This is a genomic window from Pseudomonas kulmbachensis, from assembly GCF_963681935.1.
GTDB classification, from domain to species: domain Bacteria; phylum Pseudomonadota; class Gammaproteobacteria; order Pseudomonadales; family Pseudomonadaceae; genus Aquipseudomonas; species Aquipseudomonas kulmbachensis.
Window position 1 is genome coordinate 3,578,841 of record NZ_OY817088.1, and the last position, 25,559, is coordinate 3,604,399.

General features: G+C 57.1%; 25 protein-coding genes and 1 pseudogene. 13 read left to right on the forward strand and 13 right to left on the reverse strand.

Annotated elements, in window-relative coordinates; genetic code table 11:
- Window positions 1–38: 38 nt before the first annotated feature.
- Window positions 39–2,222: a patatin-like phospholipase family protein gene (locus U5A05_RS16615; RefSeq protein ID WP_261742465.1), complete on the forward strand. Its 2,184-nt coding sequence runs from the start codon at window positions 39–41 to the stop codon at window positions 2,220–2,222.
- Window positions 2,223–2,340: 118 nt separating this feature from the next.
- Here U5A05_RS16615 and U5A05_RS16620 read toward each other — a convergent pair whose 3' ends face one another.
- Together U5A05_RS16620 and recQ are read right to left on the reverse strand one after the other, a co-directional pair.
- Complete coding sequence (locus U5A05_RS16620; protein WP_261739017.1) at window positions 2,341–2,775, reverse strand: MarR family transcriptional regulator; 435 nt, start codon at window positions 2,773–2,775, stop codon at window positions 2,341–2,343.
- 110 nt (window positions 2,776–2,885) lie between these two features.
- Window positions 2,886–5,015, reverse strand: coding sequence for a DNA helicase RecQ (gene recQ / locus U5A05_RS16625; RefSeq protein ID WP_261739018.1), 2,130 nt, complete (start codon window positions 5,013–5,015; stop codon window positions 2,886–2,888).
- 270 nt (window positions 5,016–5,285) lie between these two features.
- On the opposite strand from recQ, the gene U5A05_RS16630 reads away from it, so the two are divergent.
- Together U5A05_RS16630 and U5A05_RS16635 are read left to right on the forward strand one after the other, a co-directional pair.
- On the forward strand, window positions 5,286–5,873 hold the full coding sequence (locus tag U5A05_RS16630; protein ID WP_048360714.1) for a UPF0149 family protein: 588 nt from the start codon (window positions 5,286–5,288) through the stop codon (window positions 5,871–5,873).
- Between the two features lie 4 nt (window positions 5,874–5,877).
- Window positions 5,878–6,276 carry a YbaN family protein gene (locus tag U5A05_RS16635; RefSeq protein ID WP_321833973.1) on the forward strand — a complete coding sequence of 133 codons (399 nt, stop codon included), beginning with the start codon at window positions 5,878–5,880 and terminating at the stop codon, window positions 6,274–6,276.
- 153 nt (window positions 6,277–6,429) lie between these two features.
- On the opposite strand, the gene U5A05_RS16640 is transcribed toward U5A05_RS16635, so the two are convergent.
- The gene (locus U5A05_RS16640) at window positions 6,430–7,035 is read right to left on the reverse strand and encodes a tRNA-uridine aminocarboxypropyltransferase (protein WP_321833974.1); all 606 of its coding nucleotides are present in this window, start codon (window positions 7,033–7,035) and stop codon (window positions 6,430–6,432) included.
- A 17-nt stretch (window positions 7,036–7,052) separates the two neighbouring features.
- Window positions 7,053–7,946: a LysR family transcriptional regulator gene (locus U5A05_RS16645; RefSeq protein WP_321833975.1), complete on the reverse strand. Its 894-nt coding sequence runs from the start codon at window positions 7,944–7,946 to the stop codon at window positions 7,053–7,055.
- A 175-nt stretch (window positions 7,947–8,121) separates the two neighbouring features.
- Between U5A05_RS16645 and speB the strand changes: the two genes are divergently transcribed.
- The 3 genes from speB to U5A05_RS16660 all read left to right on the forward strand — a co-directional run bounded on the left by speB (window position 8,122) and on the right by U5A05_RS16660 (window position 11,253).
- A complete protein-coding gene (gene speB / locus U5A05_RS16650) occupies window positions 8,122–9,072 on the forward strand; it encodes an agmatinase (RefSeq protein WP_261739022.1) in 951 nt (316 codons plus the stop codon).
- Between the two features lie 101 nt (window positions 9,073–9,173).
- A complete protein-coding gene (locus U5A05_RS16655) occupies window positions 9,174–10,556 on the forward strand; it encodes a sodium:solute symporter family protein (RefSeq protein ID WP_261739023.1) in 1,383 nt (460 codons plus the stop codon).
- A 214-nt stretch (window positions 10,557–10,770) separates the two neighbouring features.
- Complete coding sequence (locus U5A05_RS16660; RefSeq protein ID WP_321833978.1) at window positions 10,771–11,253, forward strand: hypothetical protein; 483 nt, start codon at window positions 10,771–10,773, stop codon at window positions 11,251–11,253.
- A gap of 118 nt (window positions 11,254–11,371) precedes the next feature.
- On the opposite strand, the gene U5A05_RS16665 is transcribed toward U5A05_RS16660, so the two are convergent.
- The 5 genes and pseudogenes from U5A05_RS16665 to U5A05_RS16685 all read right to left on the reverse strand — a co-directional run bounded on the left by U5A05_RS16665 (window position 11,372) and on the right by U5A05_RS16685 (window position 14,077).
- Window positions 11,372–11,497 (reverse strand): PA1414 family protein, encoded by a 126-nt coding sequence (locus tag U5A05_RS16665; RefSeq protein WP_003441703.1) that lies wholly within the window; start codon window positions 11,495–11,497, stop codon window positions 11,372–11,374.
- Window positions 11,498–11,624: 127 nt separating this feature from the next.
- Window positions 11,625–11,798 (reverse strand): annotated as a pseudogene (locus tag U5A05_RS16670) (LysR family transcriptional regulator); the annotation flags it as partial.
- Window positions 11,799–11,809: 11 nt separating this feature from the next.
- On the reverse strand, window positions 11,810–12,739 hold the full coding sequence (locus U5A05_RS16675; protein ID WP_261739025.1) for a DMT family transporter: 930 nt from the start codon (window positions 12,737–12,739) through the stop codon (window positions 11,810–11,812).
- Window positions 12,740–12,812: 73 nt separating this feature from the next.
- The gene (locus tag U5A05_RS16680; RefSeq protein WP_261739026.1) at window positions 12,813–13,217 is read right to left on the reverse strand and encodes a DUF2177 family protein; all 405 of its coding nucleotides are present in this window, start codon (window positions 13,215–13,217) and stop codon (window positions 12,813–12,815) included.
- A gap of 23 nt (window positions 13,218–13,240) precedes the next feature.
- Window positions 13,241–14,077, reverse strand: a complete 837-nt coding sequence (locus tag U5A05_RS16685; RefSeq protein ID WP_261739027.1) for a CvfB family protein — start codon at window positions 14,075–14,077, stop codon at window positions 13,241–13,243.
- A 357-nt stretch (window positions 14,078–14,434) separates the two neighbouring features.
- Between U5A05_RS16685 and U5A05_RS16690 the strand changes: the two genes are divergently transcribed.
- Together U5A05_RS16690 and U5A05_RS16695 are read left to right on the forward strand one after the other, a co-directional pair.
- Complete coding sequence (locus tag U5A05_RS16690) at window positions 14,435–14,614, forward strand: hypothetical protein (RefSeq protein WP_048360704.1); 180 nt, start codon at window positions 14,435–14,437, stop codon at window positions 14,612–14,614.
- Between the two features lie 191 nt (window positions 14,615–14,805).
- Window positions 14,806–15,528, forward strand: coding sequence for a TorF family putative porin (locus U5A05_RS16695; protein ID WP_261739028.1), 723 nt, complete (start codon window positions 14,806–14,808; stop codon window positions 15,526–15,528).
- Between the two features lie 81 nt (window positions 15,529–15,609).
- On the opposite strand, the gene U5A05_RS16700 is transcribed toward U5A05_RS16695, so the two are convergent.
- Window positions 15,610–16,956 carry a DEAD/DEAH box helicase gene (locus U5A05_RS16700; RefSeq protein ID WP_261739029.1) on the reverse strand — a complete coding sequence of 449 codons (1,347 nt, stop codon included), beginning with the start codon at window positions 16,954–16,956 and terminating at the stop codon, window positions 15,610–15,612.
- Window positions 16,957–17,148: 192 nt separating this feature from the next.
- On the opposite strand from U5A05_RS16700, the gene U5A05_RS16705 reads away from it, so the two are divergent.
- On the forward strand, window positions 17,149–18,435 hold the full coding sequence (locus U5A05_RS16705; protein ID WP_321833981.1) for a mechanosensitive ion channel family protein: 1,287 nt from the start codon (window positions 17,149–17,151) through the stop codon (window positions 18,433–18,435).
- Window positions 18,436–18,572: 137 nt separating this feature from the next.
- Here U5A05_RS16705 and U5A05_RS16710 read toward each other — a convergent pair whose 3' ends face one another.
- The 3 genes from U5A05_RS16710 to U5A05_RS16720 form a co-directional block, all read right to left on the reverse strand.
- Window positions 18,573–19,133 carry an RBBP9/YdeN family alpha/beta hydrolase gene (locus tag U5A05_RS16710; protein WP_261739031.1) on the reverse strand — a complete coding sequence of 187 codons (561 nt, stop codon included), beginning with the start codon at window positions 19,131–19,133 and terminating at the stop codon, window positions 18,573–18,575.
- 40 nt (window positions 19,134–19,173) lie between these two features.
- On the reverse strand, window positions 19,174–20,034 hold the full coding sequence (locus U5A05_RS16715; RefSeq protein ID WP_321833982.1) for a carboxylate/amino acid/amine transporter: 861 nt from the start codon (window positions 20,032–20,034) through the stop codon (window positions 19,174–19,176).
- A gap of 259 nt (window positions 20,035–20,293) precedes the next feature.
- On the reverse strand, window positions 20,294–20,893 hold the full coding sequence (locus tag U5A05_RS16720; protein ID WP_261739033.1) for an FMN-dependent NADH-azoreductase: 600 nt from the start codon (window positions 20,891–20,893) through the stop codon (window positions 20,294–20,296).
- 154 nt (window positions 20,894–21,047) lie between these two features.
- Here U5A05_RS16720 and U5A05_RS16725 point away from each other — a divergent pair, with 154 nt between their 5' ends.
- From U5A05_RS16725 to aqpZ, 4 genes are all read left to right on the forward strand, one after another.
- Window positions 21,048–21,971: a PA3225 family LysR-type transcriptional regulator gene (locus U5A05_RS16725; protein WP_261739034.1), complete on the forward strand. Its 924-nt coding sequence runs from the start codon at window positions 21,048–21,050 to the stop codon at window positions 21,969–21,971.
- A gap of 161 nt (window positions 21,972–22,132) precedes the next feature.
- On the forward strand, window positions 22,133–22,696 hold the full coding sequence (locus tag U5A05_RS16730; protein ID WP_261742466.1) for a peptidylprolyl isomerase: 564 nt from the start codon (window positions 22,133–22,135) through the stop codon (window positions 22,694–22,696).
- A gap of 127 nt (window positions 22,697–22,823) precedes the next feature.
- Entirely contained in the window at window positions 22,824–24,656 is a 1,833-nt protein-coding gene (locus U5A05_RS16735) for an ABC transporter ATP-binding protein (protein WP_261739035.1), read from the forward strand.
- A gap of 200 nt (window positions 24,657–24,856) precedes the next feature.
- Window positions 24,857–25,558 carry an aquaporin Z gene (gene aqpZ / locus U5A05_RS16740; RefSeq protein ID WP_261739036.1) on the forward strand — a complete coding sequence of 234 codons (702 nt, stop codon included), beginning with the start codon at window positions 24,857–24,859 and terminating at the stop codon, window positions 25,556–25,558.
- Window position 25,559: the final 1 nt, after the last annotated feature.

The following is a 25,559-nucleotide window of genomic DNA, read 5'->3' on the forward strand; positions in this document are numbered from 1 at the left end:
TATAATAGCCGCCTTTATCGCTTGCCCAGAGATTCATGATGCGCCGCCTGCTGAGCTGTTTACTCCTGTGTCTTTGCCCCTTGATGCTGTTTGCCGCCGAAGCGGGCAAGCCGAAAGTCGGCCTGGTGTTGTCCGGGGGGGCGGCCCGTGGCCTGGCCCACGTCGGCGTGCTCAAGGCCCTCGAAGAACAGGGTATTCACATCGATGCCATCGCGGGCACCAGCATGGGCGCGGTAATCGGCGGTCTGTATGCCTCCGGCTACAAGATCGACGAACTGGAAAAACTCGCCTTGAGCATCGACTGGAAAGACGCCCTGTCTGACGCTCCAGACCGCGAAGACGTACCGTTTCGACGCAAGCAGGATGACCGCGACTTTCTGATCAAACAAAAACTCAGCTTTCGCGACGATGGCAGCCTGGGCCTGCCATTGGGCGTGATCCAGGGCCAGAACCTGTCACTGCTGCTCGAAAGCCTGCTGGCCCACAGCAGCGATATTCGCGATTTCGACAAGTTGCCGATCCCGTTCCGCGCCGTAGCCACCGATATCGTCAACGGCGAAAAAGTAGTGTTTCGCAAAGGCCATCTGCCCCAGGTGATCCGCGCCAGCATGTCGATCCCTGCGGTGTTCGCCCCGGTTGAAATCAATGGTCAACTGCTGGTCGACGGCGGCATGGTCGACAATATCCCGGTGGATGTAGCCCGGGAAATGGGCGTGGATATCGTCATCGTGGTCGACATCGGTACACCGCTGCGCGGGCGCAAAGAGCTGAGCACGGTGTTCGACATCCTCAATCAGTCCATCACCCTGATGACCCGCACTAACTCCGAGGTGCAGCTTGCGTCGCTAAAACCGGACGACATCTTGATCCAGCCCGCGCTGGCCAGTTATGGCGCCACTGATTTTGGCCGCTCCGCAGACATCATCAACGCCGGTTACCGGGCCACGCAGATTCTTGAAAAGCGCCTGGCCAGCCTGCGCCAAAACCCTGATGCGAGCCTGGCAGCTGCCCGCACCAGCGAAGAGCGTACGCCGGTCATTACCGCGATCAAAATTGAGAACGACTCGAAAATCGGCGACTCGGTAATCCGCTATTACATTCGCCAACCGATCGGCGAGCCACTGGATCTGGGCCGCCTGCAGCGAGATATGGGCACCCTGTACGGCCTCGATTACTTCGATCAGGTGCAATACCGCGTCGCGCGCAAAGGCCAGGATCATACCTTGGTGATCAGCGCTCGGGCCAAGCGCAGCGGCACTGATTACTTGCGGCTGGGGCTGAACCTGTCTGACGATCTGCGCGGTGATAGCGCGTTCAATTTGGGCGCCAGTTACCGCATGAACGGCATCAACACCTTAGGAGCCGAATGGCTGACCCGGGTCCAAATCGGTGACCAGCAAGAACTCTACAGCGAGTTTTATCAACCACTGGATGCGGGCTCGCGGTACTTCGTCGCTCCGTATATCAACGCCCAGTCACAGAACGTGGAGTCCATCCTCGATAACGATCCCGTCGCAGAATATCGACTGGAACGTTACGGCTTTGGTTTGAATGTGGGTCGTCAAATCGGCAACAGCGGTGAGATCCGTTTGGGTGTTGGCGAGGCTTGGGGCAAAGCCAATGTGCGAATCGGCGATCAGGACTTGCCGAGCGCCAGCTTCAATGAGGGCTTCTATGACATCAAATACTCGTTCGACTCGTTGGATAACGTGTACTTCCCGCACTCGGGTGAAGATATCAACCTGAGCGTACGCCAGTTCGAACCGGGAATTGGCTCGGATGAGCGCTATCGTCAGTGGGAATTCAACCTGGACAAGGCGCTGAGTTCAGGACCCAACACCTGGATTCTGGGTGGGCGATACGCGCGGACTCTGGATCAGGCCAACGTTGTCACATCGAGTTATTTGCTAGGAGGGGCGCGGCAGTTGTCGGGCTTCAGGCAGGACGCGATCTCCGGGCAAAACATCAGCCTGATGCGCGCCGTGTACTACCGTCGCCTGACTCCGCGCTCGTACTTGCCGTTTGATTTCCCGCTGTATGCCGGGGCGTCGCTGGAGCGCGGACGCGCCTGGAACAACGACAACGAGTTCGACAGCGGCTATATCAATGCGGCGAGTATCTTTATCGGCTTCGACACCCCGCTGGGCCCGCTCAACTTCAGCTATGGCTTTAACGATGATGACCAAAAGGCGCTGTATCTGAACCTGGGGCAGACGTTCTGACGGTTCACGCCAATGTGGGAGCGAGCCTGCTCGCGATGCTGGCAGCGCGGTCCTCCAAAGAGACCGCAGTGATGCCATCGCTAGCAGGCTCGCTCCCACAAGGGAAAATGTGCAGGGATCAGTTTTTTTCCAGGTTATCCAGAATGCGCTTGTGAACCCGCAGGCAGATGCGCTGTTCTTCTTCATCAATGCCCACAAACAGTTCCTGACGCAACGCCGTGGCAATGGCTTCTATCTGCTCGATCAACGGGCGGGCAGAATCACTCAGGACGATCTTCTTGGCACGCCGATCCTCAACTACCGCGTGGCGCTGCACCAGGCCCTGAGCCTCAAGGCTGTCGAGCAGACGGGCCAGGGTCGGACCTTCAACGCCAACGCTCTGGGCCAGTTCGCGCTGAGTGGGCGCTTCGTCAAAACGGGCCAGATGCAATAGCACCAACCAGCGTGCCTGGGACAGGCCCAGGCCAGCAAGACGACGATCCAGTTCGGCACGCCACCCACGAGACATTTGGGCCAGTTGCATACCAAAACGGTGTTGATCGGTTAACGGCATAAAAAACTCAATGATTAGACTGAAAATAGAGTGAAACTAATTATTAGTCAGCTAAGCATGACGATTGCTCATAGGCAATAGCTACAAGTCAATCAATCGTTACATAATCATTAGATTTCAAATTCCGATTGCAGCGCCGCACGCACACAATACAGCACGCCTTCAGGCACCCGACCCTTGAATTGCTCGGCAATGCTGGCCACGCTCGGCAGCTCCCCTTCGCCATCCAGGAACGCATCCTGCACTTCTTCCATCAGCTCTTCAGGCAAGTCCAGCGCCTGCTCCAGCGACAACTCCTGACGCCCGATGGCTTCGGCCAGCATGGTGTAAACGTTCTTTTCCGAGCACTGCAATTGCCCGCTGATTTGCAGCGGGGTCATGCCGGCGCGGGCCAGGCTGATCAACTCGTGGCGGATGTCGGCCACCACTTTCGGGGTTTCAGCCTGCCCGCCGAGTACTTCGAGGAACGCCTCGCCGTAACGCTCCAGCTTGCGCGCACCGACACCGCTGACCGTGGCCATCTCGGACAAGGAGCTGGGTTGGCTGCGTAGCATCTCGAGCAAAGTCGAGTCGGGGAAGATGACGTAAGGCGGCACGCCGTGTTCTTCAGCCAACTTGCGTCGCAAGGCACGCAGGGCTTCCCACTGTTCGCGCTCTTCGCCGCGCACCAGTTGGCTGGCCGGGCTGGCAGAGCTGCTTTTGACCGAGGTTTGCGGCTTCAGCTCGCGGCGCAGTTCCAGCGTCACTTCACCGCGCAGCAACGGCCGGCAGCTGTCGCTCAAACGCAAACCACCGTAGCCTTCAATATCGATATCGGCCAGACCACGGGCCACCAACTGACGGAAAAGCGTGCGCCAATCGCCTTCGCTGCGGTCTTTGCCGACACCAAACACCGACAAGTGCTGATGACCCACGCTGCGGATTTTTTCGTTTTCTCGGCCCAGCAGCACATCGATCAAGTGCCCGGTGCCATAACGCTGGCCGGTACGATAAATCGCCGACAGCGCCTGACGCGCAGGCTCGGTTGCGTCCCAGGTCTGCACGCCATCGACACAGTTGTCGCAATGCCCGCAAGGTTGCGGCATGTCTTCGTCGAAATATGCGAGCAAGGTCTGACGGCGGCAGCGGGTTTCTTCGCACAAAGACAACATCGCATCGAGCTTGTGATGCTCAAGACGCTTGTGTCGCTCATCGCCTTCGGAGTTTTGCAGCATTTGCTTGAGCATCACCACGTCTTGCAGACCGTAGGCCATCCACGCATCAGCTGGCAGGCCGTCACGCCCTGCCCGACCGGTTTCCTGGTAATAGGCCTCGAGTGACTTGGGCAAATCCAGGTGTGCGACAAAGCGCACGTTGGATTTGTCGATACCCATGCCGAAAGCGATGGTCGCTACCATGATCAGCCCCTCCTCGTTGAGGAAGCGCTTTTGGTTGGCGGCACGGGTATCGCTCGGTAAACCGGCGTGATACGGCAAGGCCGGGAAGCCCTGATCACACAAGAACTTCGCCACTTCGTCGACTTTTTTACGCGACAGGCAGTACACAATGCCTGCATCGCTGCGCCGCTCCGAGAGGAACGCCAGCAACTGCTTGCGCGGCTGCTCTTTTGGCACGATGCGATAAAAAATATTGGGCCGGTCAAAGCTCGACAGAAAACGTTCCGCGTTCTGCAAATGCAGGCGGGTGACGATTTCTTCGCGAGTGCGTTTGTCCGCCGTGGCCGTCAGGGCGATACGCGGCACATTGGGGAACACTTCGGCCAGTTGGCCCAATTGCAGATATTCGGGGCGGAAGTCATGACCCCACTGCGACACGCAATGCGCTTCGTCGATGGCAAACAGAGCGATATCCAGGCTCTGCAAAAACGCCATCATGCGCGGCTGTACCAGACGTTCGGGCGCCAGATAGAGCATTTTGACTTCACCGCGCTTGATGCGGTTGGCCAGGTCACGCTGTTGCTCGGCGTTGAGGGTCGAATTCAATGCTGCAGCCGCCACCCCGAGTTCTTCAAGGGTCGCGACCTGATCATCCATCAGGGCGATAAGCGGCGACACCACCACGGCCAGGCCATCACGCAGCAGCGCAGGCACCTGAAAGCACAAGGATTTGCCGCCGCCGGTGGGCATCAGCACCAAGGCGTCACCACCATTGGCCACGCGCTCAATGATGTCACCCTGACGGCCACGGAAACTGTCGTAGCCGAAGATGTCTTTGAGTACGCGTTGAGCCTGTTCGAGCATAAAAACTCCAGAAATCGCCGAAACACCCCTGCGCCAACACGATCCGGCACGGCCGCAAGCCATTCAAAGGCTCGGGCACAGGGCACCGGTGCGCTGCATTTTCCACAGGGCATCACAAAACGCGGCAGTATACCCGAGCACTCCCCCGCTGCGGGCTGCGTAATTGCAACACCGATAACCGGAAACTGAGGCCAAATGTGCCCTGCGACTGGCTTGGGCGCTCAAGAAAGCCTAGAATTCACTATCGTTTATTTACTAGGTAGCACTTTAATGTCCTTCGCTGAGCAACTAACCCGCCTGCAAGTCTTCCTCGACGCCGACGAGCTGCATGACGAGGCGCTGGACTACGTGGCCACCCACGGCTATCTGACTGCCCTGTCCATCTGCTCTGAAGACGTTCCTGAGCGTGAGTGGATCGATGCGATCTTCTCCGAGGCACCTCATTACCAGGACGACGCCCAGCGCGCCGAGATCGAAGGCACGCTGATTCAGCTCAAGGCCCATATCGCTCGCCAACTGGCGTCCGACGAAGAGTTCGAGCTGCCTTGTGATCTGGATCTGGGCGACGAGCCGGACGATTCCGACTTGCGCGGCTGGTGTGTCGGCTTCATGGAAGGCGTATTTATGCGCGAAGCTGCCTGGTTCGAAACCGCCGAAGAAGAAGTCAGCGAAATGCTGCTGCCGATCATGGTGGGTTCGGGCCTGTTCGATGATCAGCCAGAGTTCGAAGACATCGCCAAGGATGCCAATCTGATGGACGACATGATCGTGCAGATCCCTGAAGCGCTGACCGCCCTGTACCTGCTGTGCCAGGCACCTGACGAGAAGCCGGCGATCCTCAAGCCACGTCACCACTGATTAAGTGACACCTCCCTCCTTGGGCAACCGTTCGCGGTTGCTGCGCTACGCTCTGTTTGCCATCGGCTGGCTGAGCGTAGTGTTGGGGGTGATCGGGATTTTCCTGCCGGTACTGCCCACAACCCCCTTTCTGCTATTGGCTGCAGCATGCTTTGCTCGCAGTTCCCCGCGCTTTTATCAATGGCTGGTCGAGCATCCTCGGCTCGGGCCATGGATCCGCGACTATCTTGATGGCAACGGAATTCCGCTCAAGGGCAAGGTCTATGCCATTGGCTTGATGTGGCTGAGCATTGGCGTGTCCTGCTACCTGGTGCCATTGCCTTGGGCCCGGGGCTTTATGCTGACCAGCGCGGTGCTGGTGAGCATTTACATCCTGCGTCAAAAAACCCTCGAAAAGCACTGAAACATAACAACTTGTAGCAGCTGCCAAAGGAACGAGGCTGCGTTCGGCGGCGTAGCCGTCGCAAAATCAGGCGCCTCGGTGTGCCAGCCATATTTGGTCCTCAGGTTTACGACTGCTGCGCAGCCGGACGTAGCCTCGTTCCTTCGGCAACTGCTACAGGGTGCTCAGATGATTTCGCTGATAGGTCTGCGCACCCATTGCCTCGATTTGCCCTTCAATCAGCGCTTCAAACGGACGCAACAGCGGCGCAAACGAAGTCGGCGCTTCAAGGATTTCGAGCGCCTGCACAATCGCTTCCAGGGTCGACAAGGCACCCGGCCCCGGCGCTTTGCGCAGCCGGTAACGCGATACCGCACCTTCGGGTAACGTGACCCGCGGCAACTGCGCCAGCAACGGGTTGAGGTGCAACAATTTGCGCGCTTTGCGCCACGTACCGTCCGGCACCACCAGCAACAGCGGCAAGCTATCATCCGAAGCTGCGCCCGACTGTATTAACTGCGCATCATCCCCCGGAAACAGCAATCGCGCCTGATACCCCGGTGGGTTGAGCAATACGTCCAGATCCACAAACACTTCGCCCACCACCAACTCGGCATTGATCAACCCCAGGGCTGCCAGCCGCGCAGTATTCAGCGCATGGTTTACCTCGCTCGGGTGCTGTAGCAGCAACACCTTGGTGCGACTGTCCAGTTGTGGGATCAATTTGCACAAGCAGTGGGATTGCGGACGCAAACAGCGAGGGCATTGGGCTCGGGACATGGGAATAAAGCTCTCGTTCAAGATTGGTTTAGCTGCGCTTTGAGCAGATCGCGGAAGGTTTGAATCAGCGGTTCACGGCTGCGACCACGGCGGACGATCATTGAAAACGGTGCCTGATAGCCAAAAGTCGCGGGCAGCAGCACGCGCAAGTCGCCCTTTTCCACCCACGGTTCTGCGTAATGCTCGGGCAAATAGCCAATGTAAGCCCCGGACAGCACCAGAATCAGTTGCGCCTCCATGCTGTCGACCGTTGCCGCACTGTGCTTGAAGCCGTGGCGCGCCAACTCGGCCTGGCTCCAGTAACCGCGACCGACCATCCGTTGCTGGGTAATGACCGGTTCGGGAATACGTCGTTCGCTGAACAAGGGATGCCGTGTGCTGCAGTACAACCAGTGTTGTTCTCGATACAGCGGCTGATACACCAGCCCGCTCATCCGTGTCGAAAACGCACCGATGGCCAGATCCAGGCGGTTGTCCTGCACCCCGAGCTGCAATTCATACGGGCTCATCACCGATAGATGCAGGTGTACCGCCGGGTGCTCTTGACTGTAAGCACCGATTGCCTCGGCAAAGGGCAAGGCCTTATCGCTGACCGTGGAGTCGATAACCCCCAGGTTCAGGGTGCCGCGCAATTCGCCCTTGAGCGCTGCGGCGTATTGCTCAAACCCTTCAAGCTCGCCCAATAGACGCAAGGTTTCCTGATGAAACAGCTCGCCCTTGCTGGTCAGGCTGAACCCGCCGCGCCCGCGATGACACAGCACCAGGCCCAGATTGGCTTCGAGCTGGCTCATATAGGTGCTGATGGCTGAGGTCGATAGGTTGAGTGCCTGTTGCGCATTAGCAAAACCCTGATGCCTGACCACGCTGGCAAAGATTCGCAATAGTTTCAGATCGGGTAAAGCGTTGGCCATGGGAGTTCCGGGCATCTTATGGTTTGGCTTTGAGGGCATGGGGCAAAGTCTATCTTGCGCCGGATGATTAGTTTAGAAAAACCTGAACTAAGTATTTGCCCGCAGAGATTCTTCCCGCGGCGCGCCTTTCGCAGAATCGACCGCCATAACCACAACAAACGACGAGGCCTTTCCCGTGGACAAAATTCTTCATCAACCACTGGGTGGCAATGAGATGCCGCGCTTCGCCGGTATCGCCACCATGCTGCGCTTGCCCCACCTGCCATCGGCCAAAGGCCTGGATGCCGCTTTTATTGGGGTGCCACTGGACATTGGCACCTCGCTGCGCCCCGGCACCCGCTTCGGCCCTCGCGAAATTCGCGCCGAGTCGGTGATGATCCGCCCCTACAACATGGCCACCGGCGCCGCGCCGTTCGATTCACTGTCAGTGGCCGATATCGGCGATGTGGCGATCAACACCTTCAATCTGCTGGATGCCGTGCGGATCATCGAAGAATCCTACGACGAAATCCTCGAGCACGATGTGATCCCACTGACCCTGGGCGGCGATCACACCATCACCCTGCCGATTCTGCGGGCCATTCATAAAAAGCACGGCAAGGTCGGGCTGGTGCATATCGATGCCCACGCCGATGTGAACGACCATATGTTCGGCGAGAAAATCGCCCATGGCACCACCTTCCGCCGCGCCGTGGAGGAAGGCCTGCTGGACTGCAACCGCGTGGTTCAGATCGGCCTGCGCGCCCAAGGCTATACCGCCGAAGATTTCAACTGGAGCCGCAACCAGGGTTTCCGCGTAGTCCAGGCCGAAGAGTGCTGGCACAAATCGCTGGCCCCCTTGATGGCCGAAGTGCGCGAGAAAGTCGGCAATGGCCCGGTATACCTGAGCTTTGATATCGACGGTATTGACCCGGCCTGGGCACCCGGAACCGGAACGCCGGAAATCGGCGGCCTGACCACGATTCAGGGGATTGAAATCATTCGCGGCTGCCAGGGCCTCGATCTGGTTGGTTGCGATCTGGTAGAAGTCTCGCCGCCCTACGACACCACCGGCAACACCTCATTACTGGGGGCCAACCTGCTCTACGAAATGCTCTGCGTGCTACCTGGCGTTGTGCATCGCTGAAGACATCCTATCGGTGTCATTAAGCCCCAGGCTTTATGGCACCGAGCCACCGTGCTGTGACTCGCTGCATCCATAAAAAAAATAATCGGAGATTCGCCATCATGGCTTTAGATCTACTGGTCGTCCTTATCTACGCAGCGGCAATGCTGGTGCTGGGTTACTACGGCATGCGCAAGGCAAAAACCCACGAAGACTACCTGGTGGCAGGACGCAATCTCGGTCCTACCCTGTACATGGGCACCATGGCGGCAACCGTGCTCGGCGGCGCGTCTACTGTCGGCACCGTGCGGCTGGGCTATGTACATGGGATTTCCGGGTTCTGGCTGTGTGCCGCGCTGGGCTGCGGAATCATCGCCCTCAATCTGTTCCTGGCCAAACCGTTGCTCAAACTGAAAATCTTCACCGTGACCCAGGTGCTGGAGAAGCGTTACAACCCGATGGCCCGTCAGGCCAGTGCGGTAATTATGCTGGCCTACGCACTGATGATCGGCGTGACTTCGATACTGGCCATCGGCACCGTGCTGGAAGTGCTGTTCGACCTGCCCTTCTGGATTTCGGTGCTGCTCGGTGGTGGCGTGGTGGTGGTGTATTCAACCATTGGCGGCATGTGGTCGCTGACCCTGACCGATATCGTGCAATTTGCGATCAAGACCATCGGCCTGATGTTCGTGCTGCTGCCCATCTGCCTGTACCGCGTCGGCGGCTGGGACGAGCTGGTCAGCAAGTTGCCAGCCTCGAACTTCAGCTTCACCAGTATCGGCTGGGACACGATCATCACCTACTTCATGATCTACTTCTTCGGCATCCTGATCGGCCAGGACATTTGGCAACGGGTGTTTACTGCCAAGACCGCCAAGGTGGCCAAGTACGCAGGCACGTTTGCAGGCTTGTATTGCATCCTCTACGGCCTGACCTGTGCCCTGATCGGCATGGCGGCGCATGTACTGCTGCCGGATCTGGACAACGTCAATAACGCCTTCGCCGCTATCGTCAAGGTCTCGCTACCGGACGGTATTCGCGGACTGGTGATTGCAGCGGCCCTGGCGGCCATGATGTCGACGGCCAGTGCAGGCTTGCTGGCTGCCTCCACCGTATTGACTGAAGACCTGCTGCCAAGGCTACGCGGCGGCAAGCAGTCGAGCCTCAACATCAACCGCCTGTTTACCTTGCTCACAGGCATTGCGGTGTTGGGCATCGCACTGGTGGTCTCGGATGTGATCAGTGCTCTAACCTTGGCCTACAACCTGCTGGTCGGCGGCATGCTGGTGCCACTGATCGGGGCGATTTTCTGGAAGCGTGCCACCACGGCAGGCGCCATTACCAGCATGGGCCTGGGGTTTATCACGGCTCTGGGGTTTATGTTCAAGGATGGGCTGGAAGCCAACACGCCGATTTACTACAGCCTGGGCGTAGCGCTGATCAGCTTTATCCTGGTCAGCCTGCTGGATCGACGCCCTGCTGCAGTTGCTAGCGCAGTCTTGTAAAGGTTTCTTCAGCGGGTACGACCCTCGGGTCCTACCCGTTTTTCTCTACACCCCACAGCTGTACAACTTCATACAGCTACAAACTCTAATACCCCGCCCATACAGTGCTATATCGCTGCCAAGCCATTAATCAATCCAACTACGCTTGAAAAGTGGCGACATGGGATGTCGCCGCACAACTTCAAGCAGCCTTTGATTAAATGGACTTAACACCATGACCCACTTCAAGATCTATCTGGCCACTGCCATAGTAGCTACCGGCATGGCACTCACCAGCGCCAGCGCTCAAGCCGATGTCACCACTCTGACGTTCGAAATAGTCAACAACACGTCAGCCCCCCTCACCCTCAATCGCTCGAGCTGGAACCTGTCGCTGGCCGAGCCGGGCTTCTTTGATGTCGATCCGCTGAGCGAACATTCATTTGAAGCCAACTACAAAACCAACTTCGGCTACCCCAGAAAAACCCCTGCAACACTGCGTGAAGTCATTTCATATGCCAACGGAAATCGGGAATGCACCTTTACCACAGAGCTGAAAGTCAGCCAGTCATTCGGCGTATTCAAGCCGACACTAACCTCAGCCCGATCGGCCAGTGCAACGTCAACGGGTATGGAAGATGTGAAGTGTGAAGCTCGAGTCACAGAGAAAACAGACAATGCACCGCTAAATTACAGCGTGCGCTATACCGTAGGCTAGCCAGCCAAAAATTGAAGGGCAGTTCATTCTGCCCTTTCCTTGCCCCTTCCTTGGCCCACTCACCGGCCAAGGATCGGAAGAAAAAAGCAGTCAATCTGCGTGTAACGCAAACACACCTTTAACGGCGACGTTGCGGACGACGACGCGGATCCTCGACAGGAATCGGCACAGGTTGCAGTGGCGGCTCAATCAGGCCAAGCGCAACACCAACGTCATGGAGCCAGGTTTGCAGTTTGTCTTTCATAAATCCCCCTTGGGGTCACTCTGGCGACGGGAGTTCTGTAGTCGCTTCACACAGATAATAGTCCTAAGTCCTACTCAATGCATGCCTAAGGTCAATGAACTTTAGGCTAACGTCCTACTCATCTGACTCAAGCCAATGCCTTGAGTTGCGTCGACTTCGCACTATTTAGCAGTGACGACGTCTGCAGCAGCTCTATCCACGCGTTCGAGTTGACGCCCATCATGCCTTTTCGCCACATCAGCCAGGTTGTAGTGCTGCCAAAAGGTTGTTGCAAGGCATGTACACCGACACTTTCACCCCCCCGGCAGTCGATCAGCTACCGAGCAGAGCGCGCACCTTGCGCCGCACCCACTGCTCAGCGCTGACAAACGTGATGCCGCACAGCACCAGAATCGCGCCCACCACAAAGTTGGCGCTCAAGGGTTCGTGCAGCACCAGCACGCCAAACGTCACACCAAATAGCGGCGTCATAAACGAGAACACCGCCAGGTTGGAAGCCATATAGCGCTTGAGCAGCCAGAACCAAACCAGATAACTGAAGAACGACACCACTAGCCCTTGAAACAGCACACTGGCCACCGCGACGGTGGTCAGGCTGACATGGGTGATCTGGCCGCTAAAAGCGGCGATCACCAACAGCCCGAGAAAGCCGACCACCAGTTGGTAGAACAACGTCAGGGTCACCGGCGCTTCCGATAGCCGCGAGCCACGCACCACGACCGTGGTCGCGCCCCAGGCCATGCCTGCCAGAATCGCGTAGGCATCGCCCAGCAGCATATTGCGGTCCATATCGGCAAACGAAACACCACCCGCAAAGGAAAAGGCAATCCCGATAAACGCGAGAATGATCCCCAACCATTGCAACGGCCGCAAACGCTCGCTGGGCAATAACCAGTTAATGCCCAGCGCGGTAAAAATGGGCGCGGTATAGAGGAATACCGACATATGCGCAGCACTGGTCAGTTGCAGGCCTTCAGAGATAAAGAAGAACTCCAGACCGAAAAGGCTACCTGCCAGCAGGCCGCCTCTCCAGGTTGCGGGCACCTGGCCCCAGCCGCCCTTCCAGCAGATCAACAGCCCCACCAGCAACGCCGAAATACCGGAGCGCATGGCGGCTTGCATGACCGGCGCGATATCGGGCGCTGCGAGTTTGATGATGACTTGTTGCACGCCCCAGATCAGGCACAGGCCCAACATGACTTGCAGTGCGAAAGCATCCGTTGCGCGCCGCGAAACACTCATAGTTCACCTAACAAGAAAGCCACGCCCGCAAAGGTCAAGAACCGCACAGCGTTCGGTGCTGTTACAGAAGAAATCAGCCCGCCAGTTTGCGTGCCGCCCAATAACCCGACAACGCGGCAAGACAAGTCAATAACCCGCCCCACGCCATGTCCATCAATGCCAACTGGGCAGACCAGCCTTGCAGCGTAGCCCAGTTGGTCATGTCATAGGTGCCATAGGCTACCAGCCCGAAAAACGCACCGGTCAATGCGGCCCTGCGCGCACTGCCACGGGCCAGAGCCGGCAGCACGACAAAGAACACCACGCCCAGCACATACAACAGATAAAACACGATGGCCGGGCCCCATTTGGGTTGCGCCAGCATCAGCGAACCCAGCAGCTCTTTATAAGTTGAGCTCATGAGCAAGCCCAGCCACAGGCCGTCGAGCACCAGGAAAGCCAGTAACGCACCGATATACGCCCACACTGCTTTACTCATGTCGTCAGCCCCTTCGCGTTGGATCAGATCAGTTCAATGCGGTCCGCGTGGATCGCAATCTTGCCTTCCTTGTACAGCGCGCCAATGGCTTTTTTGAAGTTGCCCTTGCTGACGCCAAACAGGTTGCTGATCACTTCAGGGGCACTTTTGTCGCTGACCGCCAGTACGCCGTTGTTGTCGCGCAACTTGCTGAGGATCTTCGAGTTCAGGCTGCTGGCCGCTTCCTGGCCAACCGGTTGCAGGCTCAGGCTGATCTTGCCGTCAGCGCGCACTTCCTTGATGAACCCTTTCTCTTGTTTGCCCGCACGCATGAACTTGAAAATTTCATTCTTGTGGATCAAACCCCAGTGTTTGTTGTTGATCACGGCTTTAAAGCCCATGTCCGTAGCTTCCGCTACCAACAGATCAACTTCCTGGCCTACCTGGTAATTGGCCGGGGTTTTGTCCAGATAACGGTCCAGACGCGCCGTCGCGGTGATACGGCGCGTGTGCTTGTCGAGGTAGACGTGCACCACGACATATTCACCAGCCGTCATCTGGCGTTTTTCTTCGGAATACGGCAACAGCAAATCTTTCGGCAGCCCCCAATCGAGGAATACACCGATGCTATTAACTTCAACCACTTTAAGGCTGGCGAACTCACCGACTTGAACTTTTGGTTTTTCAGTCGTGGCAATTAACTTGTCATCGCTGTCCAAATAAACAAAGACGTTAAGCCAATCTTCATCTTCGCTGGGAATATCTTTTGGAATATAACGGTTAGGCAACAGGATTTCACCGTCAGCCCCGCCGTCCAGATACAAACCAAACGTTGTATGTTTAACCACTTGCAAACTGTTGTAGCGACCGATTAAAGCCATGTTCAATACCCTCATTACGTAGGCGGCATTCTACCCGAGTTTAGAGGGGCGAATTGGAGCGCCGCCGCCCGGCATCCAAAAAATTTGCGAAAGGTTTGATTTATCAGGATTTTCCAGCGTACCTTAGGTGCCACTCGTCACCCGGCAAGGTGCCGACCACCCGCCTGCCAGCCTCCAAATTCGTTTAAAATTCTTACGCTGTTATGAATTAAAACAGCGAGTTAGCAGAGAATTACGCGAGTGTTTATCCCTCGCGTACAACGTCACTTTAATTTTACGAAGATATTTAACAAGCAATTGTCAAGTATTTCAGGTACTATCGCTGGCCAAGTTATTTTCTACAGGACAATAGCCGCCATGCGTGTAAAAGCATCCGCCAGCAAAGCAAAGCCAGCTCCCGCTGTTGAAACCAGCGCCTCAATCAATGCTCAAATTGAAGCATTCTTGAAATCCGGCGGCGAAATTCAGGAAATCAAGAAAGGCGTCAGCGGCCAAACTTTTGGTCCGTCCAAGCAAATCACGCTCGGCAAAAAGTAACACCCCTCGCGTCATCTGGTCCTCATGCGCTTTGCCTTCCAAGGCGCTAGGACTATCGATTTATCCCCTCTTCTCCTGCATCAAAGCTGATTCGAATCGATAAATCGACGAACGGCACTTTATTGCCGACATTCCTGCGTATGCTCCAAAGGCTCTGAATCAAGCCTTTGAGCCGATATAGGGAGCCAATCATGCTCACACGGGCTGTACTGCTGACTGGCACGCTGCTAGCCAGCACGATTGTGGATGCACACGTCTTTTCCCGCGCGCTGGGCGACTTCGATCTTAAACTGGCCACCCAGCCGAGCCGCAGTATGGCCCAAGGCCTGGTCAAGCCTACGAGCGCAGGCTCGACCTTTCATGGCGGCCTGGACCTGACCCATGACAGCGGCTGGTACGCCGGGCAATGGGCGCCCACCATGGGCATCAAGCCCGGCAGCAATCTGGAAGTGGACTCCTACCTCGGCTACAAGCATCCCTTCGACCAGACGCTGAGCTATGAGCTGGGGATGATCCATTACAGCTACCCCAAACTCGACTCACTCGACAGCCAGCAATTTTTTGCCGGCCTCACGCTGCTGGGTACGCGCTTTGGCGCCGCCTTCAGTAACGACCCGGACCGTCGCGACAGTACGCTGTTTGCCGATCTCGGGGTCAACCAGCCCTTCGGTATCGGGGTGAGCATGAAATACACCACCCACCAGTTGGGCACCCCGGTGTCGATTGCCGATGGCGGCAGCGTGCGCGCTTTTAATGATTGGTCGATCAAGTTATCGCGCCCCTGGATGGGGATTGACCTGAACTTGATCTACAGCGACTCCAGCCTGGACGATACAGAGTGCTCGGCGTATTCAGGGCAAAACGCCGAATGTGATGGTTTGCTGACGTTCAAGGCCGAGCGGGCGTTCTACTGACTCATGGCATAAGCACAAAGAAAGGAGCAGGCAACAAAAAACCCGGCACAGGCCGGGTTTTTTGTGAGTCACGCCAGCGCTTTATTCAGCGGCTGGAGCTTCTGGCTTGCGGCGCTTGAGCGGTGCCATGCCGTCTTTGCTGACCAGCGACAGAGCGTCGGTCTTCGGGCGGTTGGCGATTTTGCGCTTGGTCGGTGCCTTGGCGCCCGACTTCTTCTTGACGCCCTTGGCGTCGGTCTTTTTCTTCTTCACACCAACAGCTTTACCCGAGGCCTTGACGTTTTTCGGTCCGCCGTAGGTACCTTTGACTTCCTTGATGGTGCGGCGCTCGAAGCTCTGCTTCAGGTAGCGCTCAACGCTGGACATCAGGTTCCAGTCGCCGTGACAGATCAGCGAGATCGCCAGGCCATCGTTACCGGCGCGGCCAGTACGGCCAATACGGTGAACGTACTCGTCGCCGCTGCGTGGCATATCGAAGTTGATCACCAGATCCAGGCCTTCAACGTCCAGACCACGGGCCGCAACGTCGGTGGCAACCAGGATCTTGACGCCGCCCTGCTTCAGACGGTCAATGGCCAGTTTGCGGTCTTTCTGATCTTTTTCACCATGCAAGACAAACGCCTTGTAGTCCTGAGCCACCAGACGACCGTAGATACGGTCCGCCATGGCGCGGGTATTGGTGAAAACGATAGCCTTTTGATAAGTCTCGTTAGCCAGCAGCCAGTTAACAATTTGTTCTTTGTGCTGGTTGTGGTCAGCAGTGATCACTTGCTGGCGCGTGGTGGCGTTCAGCTGGCTGACCTGGTTGAGCTGCAAGTGCTCGGCATTGTCCAGAACCTTGCCAACCATCTCGCGCAGACCCGAACCACCAGTGGTGGCCGAGAACAGCATGGTCTGCTGACGGTTCGCACACTCGTTGACCAGACGCTGAACGTCTTCGGAGAAGCCCATGTCGAGCATGCGGTCGGCTTCGTCGAGCACCAGCACTTCAACTTCTTTCAAGTCGAGGTTGCCGGCGTTCAGTTGCTCCAGCAAACGGCCAGGGGTGCCGATCAGGATGTCAGGCACCTTGCGCAGCATGGCGGCCTGGACCTTGAAATCTTCACCGCCGGTGATCAAACCGGACTTGATGAACGTGAACTGCGAAAAACGCTCAACTTCTTTAAGCGTTTGCTGTGCCAGCTCGCGGGTCGGCAGCAAAATCAACGCTTTGATGCTGACGCGGATTTTAGCTGGACCAATCAGACGATTCAGAATCGGCAGGACGAAAGCGGCGGTTTTGCCACTCCCGGTTTGAGCTGTAACCCGCAGGTCACGCCCTTCGAGCGCGAGCGGGATGGCCGCTGCTTGCACAGGCGTAGGCTCGACAAATTTAAGCTCGGCCACAGCTTTAAGCAGGCGTTCGTGCAGGGCGAAATCGGAAAACACGGGTGCTACCTCGAAGAAATACAAAAAATCAGCGGCATAGAGTAACGGTTTCGAGCGCCTAGGCCGAGTTACTTTGCACGAACGGCATGAAACAAATGGTTTTTTAGGGTCTTTAGTCCAATCAGGGCCCATAAATTGTCCTGAAGTGCTCTAATCCCATGGCCATTTATTACCTGGATAGTGTTTTAGCTTATGGATACTCAACCACTCTGGACCCAAATCCAGACCCTGTGGGCCAACCTGGATCAACATCCCTGGGTCTCGGCCATACTGGGCCTGATCGTTCTGGTGGGCATTGCCCTGCTGGCTGGCCACATCGCACGCATCGTTGTGCTGCGCGTGACCAAAATCCTTGGTCGCCAGCCCGCCTTGCACTGGATCAATGATTTACGCGAACACAAAGTGTTCCATCGCCTGGCACAACTGACTCCATCCCTGATCGTGCAGTTCGGGCGCAACCTGGTGCCGGACATGAGCGACAACGGTCGTCATTTCCTCGGCAACCTGGCGTTGGCCATTACCATTTTTGTCCTGACGCGGGTCATCAGCTCACTGCTGGACGCCTTGCTCGATATTTACTCGCGCACCAATTACGCCAAGACCCGACCGATCAAGGGCTACATTCAGCTGACGAAAATGCTGCTGTATGTGTTTTCGGCCATCATCATTGTCGCGACCCTGATCGATCGCTCACCAATGCTGCTGCTTTCGGGTCTGGGCGCGATGTCGGCGGTCATTCTGTTGGTCTACAAGGACACCCTGCTGTCGTTCGTGGCCAGTGTGCAATTGACCAGCAATGACTTGCTGCGCGTCGGCGACTGGATCGAGATGCCACAGGTCGGTGCTGATGGCGATGTGATCGACATCACCCTGCACACCGTCAAGGTGCAAAACTTCGATAAAACTATTGTGTCGATCCCGACCTGGCGCTTGATGTCCGAGTCGTTCAAGAACTGGCGCGGCATGCAGCAATCCGGTGGGCGGCGGATCAAGCGCAGCTTGTTTATTGACGCGAGTGACATTGCTTTTCTGACCGATGAGCAGGAGCAGCGACTGGAACAGGTACGCCTGCTGAGCGATTACCTGCATCGCAAGAAAGCCGAGCTCAAGAGCTGGAACGAAGCTCAAGGCACCGTCGCCGCAATGTCCGCCAACCGTCGGCGCATGACCAATATCGGCACTTTCCGCGCGTATGCCCTGGCCTACCTGAAAAGCCATGCCGACATTCAGCCAAACATGACCTGCATGGTGCGCCAGATGCAAACCACGCCTCAAGGCGTACCGCTTGAGGTGTACTGCTTTACCCGAACCACGGTGTGGGACGAATACGAGCGCATCCAGGGCGATATTTTTGACTACCTGCTGTCGGTGTTGCCTGAATTCGGGCTAAGCGTGTATCAGCAACCCAGCGGCAACGACCTGCGCAAAGGGCTACTGAGCAAGATGCATACGCCGTTGGCGTTGCCGGAAGACGCCTGACCCCTGTGTAAGTTGGAGCTTTGTGGGAGCGGTTTGCTCGCGATGGCGTCACCTCGGCCCGCCAGATAAACCGAGTTGCCTGTATCACGAGCAAGCCCGCTCCCACAGATTCCACCCCACCAAGCCCCAAACAGGTGTCAGGCCTGCTTGAACTGGGGATCACCAGTCAGCCTGAACAACAGCTCGATCCCCTGTGGCCAGGACCCATAGCCACCTTCGCCATTGATATGCCCCGCATTCTCCAGCCATACCAGTTCGCTGCCCCAGGCCTCGCTGAATGCGCTAGCCCGTTCGCGGCTGACATAGGGGTCGTTGGTGCTGGCTACGGTGATCGCGTCAAACGGCAGCTCACTTAGCGGCATGGGGCTAAAGCCCGTTGTACCGGCCGGATAACTGTCAGCTTCGGTATCGCTGGGCGCAACCAGCAGCGCCCCGCGTACACGCCTTGCCTCTGCCGGGTGCTGCTGCGCCCAACGTGCAATCAGCGTACACGCCAGACTGTGGCCCACCAACACCACAGGCCGCTCACTTTTGGTAATCTTTTTCTGCAGGTTCTGCACCCAGTCAGTACAGACAGGGGTTTCCCAGTCTTCCTGCTTGACCCGATGCAACCCGCTGAAGCGCTGCTCCCAGTGAGATTGCCAATGCCCTGCTCCGGAATTGAACAGGCCCGGCAAGATCAACACCCTGACTGTCATTGCGACTCTCCCTTCAGGCGATGGATGACTGGGATTGACCTTAGACCGTCACAGCCCTGCGGTCTAGCCGGCTGATCCAGACCGCAAACACAATCACCAGCCCGCCGATGAACAACCGCCCCAGCGGTTCATGCTGGTTCCAGATCAGCAGATTGAGAATCAACCCCACGGGCACATGCAAAATGTTTATCACAGCCAAAGTGCCGACCCTGACCATACATGCACCTTTGTTCCACCAGTACAGACCCAACGCCGTAGAAATAAGCCCCAGAAATATCAGAACACCCCATTGCAAGGGCGCGTCCGGCCAAAAGTTGGCTTTGCCAAACAGCAAGAAGGCCGGCAATACCACCGCCAAAGCCCCCAGGTAAAAGAAACCAAACCGCCGATAATGCGGCATGTCACTCGGATAGCGTGCCACCAAACGCTTGTACAACACTTGCCCGGCGGCAAAAGTAAAGTTGCCCAATTGCAGCAACAGAAAACCTCCAAAGAAGTCCGGGCTGATAGTGTCGAAACGGATCACTGCAGCCCCCATCACAGCCACCAGCGCGGCCACGAGCGCCCAGGGGTTGAAGCGGCGATTAAGCGCATCTTCGATCAAAGTCACGTGCAACGGCGTCAGGATGGTGAACAGCAACACCTCAGGCACCGTCAGTACGCGAAAGCTCAAGTACAGGCAGACGTAGGTGATCCCGAACTGCAAGGCGCCGATCAGCAACATGCCGCGCATAAAGCCGGGCTCTACCTGGCGCCAGCGCGTCAGGGGAATAAACACCAACCCCGCCAATACCACACGCACCAGTACCGCAAAATAACTGTCGACGTGTCCCGCCAGATACTCACCAATCAGGCTGAAGGAAAACGCCTGAATCAAGGTGACAAACAACAGATAGCCCATGAATCTCTCGCCGGAAAGTTGCATCAGCTCGCAGGCAAAACGCCCGCAAGCTCAGAAGAAGGTGTGCGACCTTAGCGGTTTTTCATCAGCCTTGACCATCACCCCGCAATGCCCGGACAAAAAAAACCCGATCCGGCGCAAGGGCCGATCGGGTACGAGCACTCAAGAAAGTGCAAAGGGAGGTTCGATGCGCGAACCGCATGCTTGAAGGAGCAATGAAACGATTAAGCCTTGCGACGATTATCTGTCGATTAACAGACTATGCGATGGCAGACAGTCGGGCCTTGGCCTGGTTTAAACCTTTCTCCTGGAAGTCACCCCCCAGGTTCATGCCTTCGGCATGGATAAAGGTCACATCATGAATCCCGATAAAAGCCATGACCTGCCGCAGATAGGGTTCCTGGTGATCCGAGGTGCTACCTGCATATAGCCCGCCGCGTGCAGTCAGAACGTATGCTTTCTTGCCGGTCAGAAGGCCTTGTGGCCCGGTTTCGGTGTACTTGAAGGTCACGCCGGCCCGTAACACGTGGTCAAGCCACGCCTTGAGGGTGCTCGGAATCGCGAAGTTGTACATCGGCGCCGCCAGTACCAGTACATCGGCGGCCAGCAACTCGTCAGTCAGCTCGTTGGAGCGCTGCAGGGAAGCATGCTCGTCACCGTTGCGTTGCGCTTCAGGCTTCATCCAGCCACCCAGCAGGTTGGCGTCAAGATGCGGCACCGGGTTCAGGGCGACATCGCGCACGGTAATCTGATCGGTTGGATGCAGCGTTTGCCACTGGTCGATGAACTGCTGAGTCAACTGTCGGGAAAACGAATCCTGCTGACGGGCGCTGCTTTCAATAATCAGAACATTGGACATGGCGGATAGGCTCCATCTGTAAATACTGTAAGACGATGGAGAAAGATTAGAGAGCATAGGTTCGATAAAAAAGCGCAAATACCTGCTACAACCTATCTATAAATCTGTTTGTTTAGCGGTATCCTGTACCCCTTCAACACCAGAGGAATTCATCGTGAAAGCGCCCCGCGTGACCCTTGATCAATGGCGCACCTTGCAAGCGGTGGTCGACCACGGCGGCTTCGCTCAAGCTGCTGAAGTACTCCATCGCTCGCAGTCGTCTGTCAGCTACACCGTGGCCCGCATGCAGGATCAGCTTGGCGTGCCATTGCTGCGCATCGATGGCCGTAAAGCGGTGCTCACCGAGGCGGGCGGCGTGTTGCTGCGCCGCTCCCGGCAACTGGTGAAACAGGCCAGTCAGCTCGAAGACCTCGCCCATCACATGGAACAAGGCTGGGAAGCCGAAGTCCGGCTGGTAGTCGACGCCGCCTACCCCAATGCCCGGTTGGTACGCGCCCTGACCGCCTTCATGCCGCAAAGCCGGGGCTGTCGCGTGCGTTTGCGCGAAGAAGTATTGTCCGGCGTCGAAGAGGTATTGCTCGAAGGCGTCGCAGACCTAGCCATCAGCAGCTTCAATATTCCCGGCTATCTGGGCACCGAGTTGAGCACCGTGGAATTTGTTGCAGTGGCCCACCCCGACCATCCGTTGCATCGCCTGCAGCGTGAACTGCATTTCCAGGATCTCGAAAGCCAACTGCAAGTGGTGATTCGCGACTCCGGCCGCCAGCAACCACGGGACGTGGGCTGGCTCGGCTCCGAACAGCGCTGGACCGTCGGCAGCCTGGCCACCGCTGCCGCGTTTGTAGGCAGCGGGCTGGGCTTTGCCTGGTTGCCACGGCACATGATCGAACGCGAACTCAAGGAAGGCGTGCTCAAACCGCTGCCGCTCAATCAAGGCGGTAATCGTCACCCGGTGTTCTTCCTGTACGCCAACAAGGACAAACCTCTGGGCCCCGCCACGCAAATTCTTGTCGAACTGTTGCAAACTTTCGACACGGCCCCACTGGACGCAGCTTTTGCAGCACCACAACAAGCGTGAAGATCAGTGGGCAGGAACCTGATTCAAGAATATCCTGTCCAACACCCGCCGCCCGTGAACATCCGCCACTGCCGGATGTGGCACGGGCACTGGTTCAATGCGCCTTGCATCCCTGCCCGCGTGCATTGAACAGCCACTCCACTTTTCAGGATCACTGAATGATGCTTAAAAAAATTGCTCTTGCCGCTGGCGCCCTGCTGTTCGCTGCCAATCTGATGGCTGCCGACACCACCAAAGCACCTCATGTCATGCTGGACACCAGCTTCGGCAAGATCGAAATCGAACTGGACCCGGTAAAGGCGCCAGTCAGCACTGACAACTTTCTGAAGTATGTCGATAGTGGCTTCTACAACAACACCATTTTCCACCGTGTGATCCCGGGCTTTATGGTGCAAGGCGGCGGATTTACCACGCAGATGGTGCAAAAGCCGACCCGCGACCCGATCAAGAACGAAGCCAGCAACGGCCTGCATAACGTGCGTGGCACCCTGTCGATGGCGCGTACCTCCAACCCGAACTCTGCCACCAGTCAGTTTTTCATCAACGTGGCTGACAATGCCTTCCTGGACCCGGGCCGTGACGCTGGCTACGCCGTATTTGCCAAGGTAGTTAATGGCATGGACGTGGTCGACCAGATCGTCAATTCGCAAACCACCACCAAACAAGGCATGCAGAATGTGCCGATCGACCCGGTACTGATCAAGTCAGCCAAACGCATCGACTGACAGACTGCCAGGAGCCTTGACCGGTGCCCTGTAGCCGCTGCCGAAGGAACGAGGCTGCGTTCCTTCGAGCGGCTCAGGATAGGGAACGTCAACTAAAGGAGAGCCCGCCCTGCGGGCGTCAGTGCACATGCTTTATCGTCGTTTCGAACAACTGATCGATATTTTCCGCGAAGCCCCCACCGCTGCCCCTCCCAGTACTGTCTGGGCGTTTTATCTCTATTACTTGCGTCAGGTCTGGCCCATGTTTGCCGCCTTGTTGGTGGTCGGGCTGATAGCGGCGTTGATCGAAGTATCACTGTTCAGCTACCTGAGCACGCTGATCGACTTGACCCAGGGCACTCCTAATACTGATTTCTTCAAGGTCCACAGCTCCGAGTTGATCTGGATGGCCGTGGTTGCCCTGATCATTCGCCCGGTGTTCTTTGGCTTGCATGACCTGCTGGTACACCAGACCCTAAGCCCGAGCATGACCAGCATGATCCGCTGGCAGAACCACAGCTATGTGCTCAAGCAAAGCCTCAACTTCTTCCAGAACGATTTTGCCGGGCGCATCGCCCAGCGCATCATGCAAACCGGCAACTCGCTGCGTGATTCGGCCGTACAGGCCGTCGATGCCCTGTGGCACGTCCTGATCTACGCCATCAGTTCCCTGGTGCTGTTTGCCGAAGCCGACTGGCGCTTGATGATCCCGTTGCTGACCTGGATTCTTTGCTACATCGGCGCCTTGTACTACTTCGTGCCCAGGGTCAAAGAGCGCTCGGTGGTGTCTTCCGATGCGCGCTCCAAACTGATGGGGCGCATCGTCGACGGCTACACCAACATCACCACCCTGAAGCTGTTTGCCCACACCCACTTCGAGCAGCAGTACGCCCGCGAAGCCATTATTGAGCAGACCGAAAAAACCCGGCTGGCGAGCCGTGTCGTCACTAGCATGGACGTGACCATCACCACCCTGAACGGCCTGCTGATTGTCTGCACCAGCGGCCTGGCCCTGTGGCTGTGGAGCCAGTCGCTGATCAGCGTCGGTGCCATCGCCCTGGCCACCGGCCTGGTAATCCGTATCGTCAACATGTCCGGCTGGATCATGTGGGTGGTCAACGGCATCTTTGAAAACATCGGCATGGTGCAAGACGGCCTGAAAACCATCGCCCAACCTGTTGCAGTGACTGATCGCGAACAGGCACCCCGCCTCACAGTCAGCCGTGGTGAAGTACGTTTTGAACACGTCGACTTCCACTACGGCAAGCGCAGCGGGATCATCAGCGACCTCAACCTGGTGATCAAACCCGGTGAGAAAATCGGCCTGATCGGACCTTCCGGTGCTGGCAAGTCGACCCTGGTCAACCTGCTGCTGCGCTTGTACGACCTGCAAGGCGGTCGCATCCTGATCGACGATCAGAACATCGCCGAAGTGACCCAGGAAAGCTTGCGCGAGCAGATCGGCATGATCACCCAAGATACTTCATTGCTGCACCGCTCGATCCGCGACAACTTGCTCTACGGCAAACCGGACGCGACCGATGCAGAACTGTGGGAAGCCGTACGCAAGGCCCGGGCTGATGAGTTCATCCCGCTCCTGTCCGATGCTCAGGGCCGTACCGGCTTCGATGCCCATGTGGGCGAGCGCGGAGTCAAACTGTCCGGTGGTCAACGCCAGCGTATCGCCATTGCCCGGGTCCTGCTGAAGAACGCCCCGATCCTGATCATGGACGAAGCGACCTCAGCACTGGACTCCGAAGTCGAGGCCGCGATTCAAGAAAGCCTGGAAACCCTGATGCAGGGCAAAACCGTGATTGCGATCGCCCACCGTCTGTCAACCATCGCCCGCATGGACCGCTTGGTGGTCCTGGAAAACGGCCATATCGCCGAAACCGGCACCCACAGTGAACTGCTGGCCCGGGGCGGGTTGTACTCACGCCTCTGGCAGCACCAAACGGGAGGGTTTGTAGGCATCGACTGATTCAACAGGAAAGCCACTGCAACCTGCCTGAGCCACAACGCCAGCGCCCGATTTTAAAGGGCCCTGGCGTTTTTTATGGCACTGGCAAAAAAGCGCGCAAGTGCTGTACTTAGAGCAGGATTCGGACGAATTCTGTCGTTAACCGCAGGAGGCGACGCTGCTTCAATTGCTCGATAGATTTATCTATCCGGGACCTCCCCATGACCTTGTTCAAACGTTCAGTCACCGAGTTGCTGGGTACTTTTTGGTTAGTACTTGGAGGTTGTGGCAGTGCTGTGCTCGCGGCAGCATTCCCCCACGTAGGTATTGGTTTACTTGGGGTCGCGCTGGCATTTGGCCTCACAGTGCTGACCATGGCATTCGCCATAGGGCATATTTCCGGTTGTCATCTGAACCCTGCCGTGTCCTTCGGTTTGTGGGTAGGCGGACGCTTTCCGGCCAAAGAACTGCCTGCATACATCATCGCTCAGGTACTGGGCGGGATAATTGCCGCAGCGCTTCTGTACTTGATTGCCAGCGGCAAACCCGGTTTTGATCTTGCCGCAAGCGGCCTCGCGGCCAATGGCTATGGCGACCATTCACCCGGTGGCTACTCGATGGTTTCGGGGCTGGTGTGTGAAATTGCAATGAGCGCCATGTTCATCCTGATCATCATGGGTGCCACGGACAAACGAGCTCCTGCGGGCTTCGCGCCGATTGCCATCGGTTTGGCACTGACGCTGATCCACCTGATCTCGATCCCGGTCACCAACACTTCAGTCAACCCGGCACGCAGCACCGGTCCGGCCCTGATCGTAGGCGGCTGGGCGCTTCAGCAACTCTGGATGTTCTGGCTGGCACCACTGGTGGGTGCAGCCATTGGCGGGCTGACCTATCGCTGGCTGGGCAAGGAAGGCAGCTGAC

Excerpts from the sequence above, each read along its gene's own strand:
- U5A05_RS16615 (WP_261742465.1), top strand. The coding sequence starts at position 39 with ATGCGCCGCCTGCTGAGCTGTTTACTCCTGTGTCTTTGCCCCTTGATG.
- U5A05_RS16620 (WP_261739017.1), bottom strand. The coding sequence starts at position 2,775 with ATGCCGTTAACCGATCAACACCGTTTTGGTATGCAACTGGCCCAAATG.
- recQ (WP_261739018.1), bottom strand. The coding sequence starts at position 5,015 with ATGCTCGAACAGGCTCAACGCGTACTCAAAGACATCTTCGGCTACGAC.
- U5A05_RS16630 (WP_048360714.1), top strand. The coding sequence starts at position 5,286 with ATGTCCTTCGCTGAGCAACTAACCCGCCTGCAAGTCTTCCTCGACGCC.
- U5A05_RS16640 (WP_321833974.1), bottom strand. The coding sequence starts at position 7,035 with ATGTCCCGAGCCCAATGCCCTCGCTGTTTGCGTCCGCAATCCCACTGC.
- U5A05_RS16645 (WP_321833975.1), bottom strand. The coding sequence starts at position 7,946 with ATGGCCAACGCTTTACCCGATCTGAAACTATTGCGAATCTTTGCCAGC.
- U5A05_RS16655 (WP_261739023.1), top strand. The coding sequence starts at position 9,174 with ATGGCTTTAGATCTACTGGTCGTCCTTATCTACGCAGCGGCAATGCTG.
- U5A05_RS16660 (WP_321833978.1), top strand. The coding sequence starts at position 10,771 with ATGACCCACTTCAAGATCTATCTGGCCACTGCCATAGTAGCTACCGGC.
- U5A05_RS16665 (WP_003441703.1), bottom strand. The coding sequence starts at position 11,497 with ATGAAAGACAAACTGCAAACCTGGCTCCATGACGTTGGTGTTGCGCTT.
- U5A05_RS16675 (WP_261739025.1), bottom strand. The coding sequence starts at position 12,739 with ATGAGTGTTTCGCGGCGCGCAACGGATGCTTTCGCACTGCAAGTCATG.
- U5A05_RS16680 (WP_261739026.1), bottom strand. The coding sequence starts at position 13,217 with ATGAGTAAAGCAGTGTGGGCGTATATCGGTGCGTTACTGGCTTTCCTG.
- U5A05_RS16685 (WP_261739027.1), bottom strand. The coding sequence starts at position 14,077 with ATGGCTTTAATCGGTCGCTACAACAGTTTGCAAGTGGTTAAACATACA.
- U5A05_RS16690 (WP_048360704.1), top strand. The coding sequence starts at position 14,435 with ATGCGTGTAAAAGCATCCGCCAGCAAAGCAAAGCCAGCTCCCGCTGTT.
- U5A05_RS16695 (WP_261739028.1), top strand. The coding sequence starts at position 14,806 with ATGCTCACACGGGCTGTACTGCTGACTGGCACGCTGCTAGCCAGCACG.
- U5A05_RS16705 (WP_321833981.1), top strand. The coding sequence starts at position 17,149 with ATGGATACTCAACCACTCTGGACCCAAATCCAGACCCTGTGGGCCAAC.
- U5A05_RS16710 (WP_261739031.1), bottom strand. The coding sequence starts at position 19,133 with ATGACAGTCAGGGTGTTGATCTTGCCGGGCCTGTTCAATTCCGGAGCA.
- U5A05_RS16715 (WP_321833982.1), bottom strand. The coding sequence starts at position 20,034 with ATGGGCTATCTGTTGTTTGTCACCTTGATTCAGGCGTTTTCCTTCAGC.
- U5A05_RS16720 (WP_261739033.1), bottom strand. The coding sequence starts at position 20,893 with ATGTCCAATGTTCTGATTATTGAAAGCAGCGCCCGTCAGCAGGATTCG.
- U5A05_RS16730 (WP_261742466.1), top strand. The coding sequence starts at position 22,133 with ATGCTTAAAAAAATTGCTCTTGCCGCTGGCGCCCTGCTGTTCGCTGCC.
- U5A05_RS16735 (WP_261739035.1), top strand. The coding sequence starts at position 22,824 with ATGCTTTATCGTCGTTTCGAACAACTGATCGATATTTTCCGCGAAGCC.
- aqpZ (WP_261739036.1), top strand. The coding sequence starts at position 24,857 with ATGACCTTGTTCAAACGTTCAGTCACCGAGTTGCTGGGTACTTTTTGG.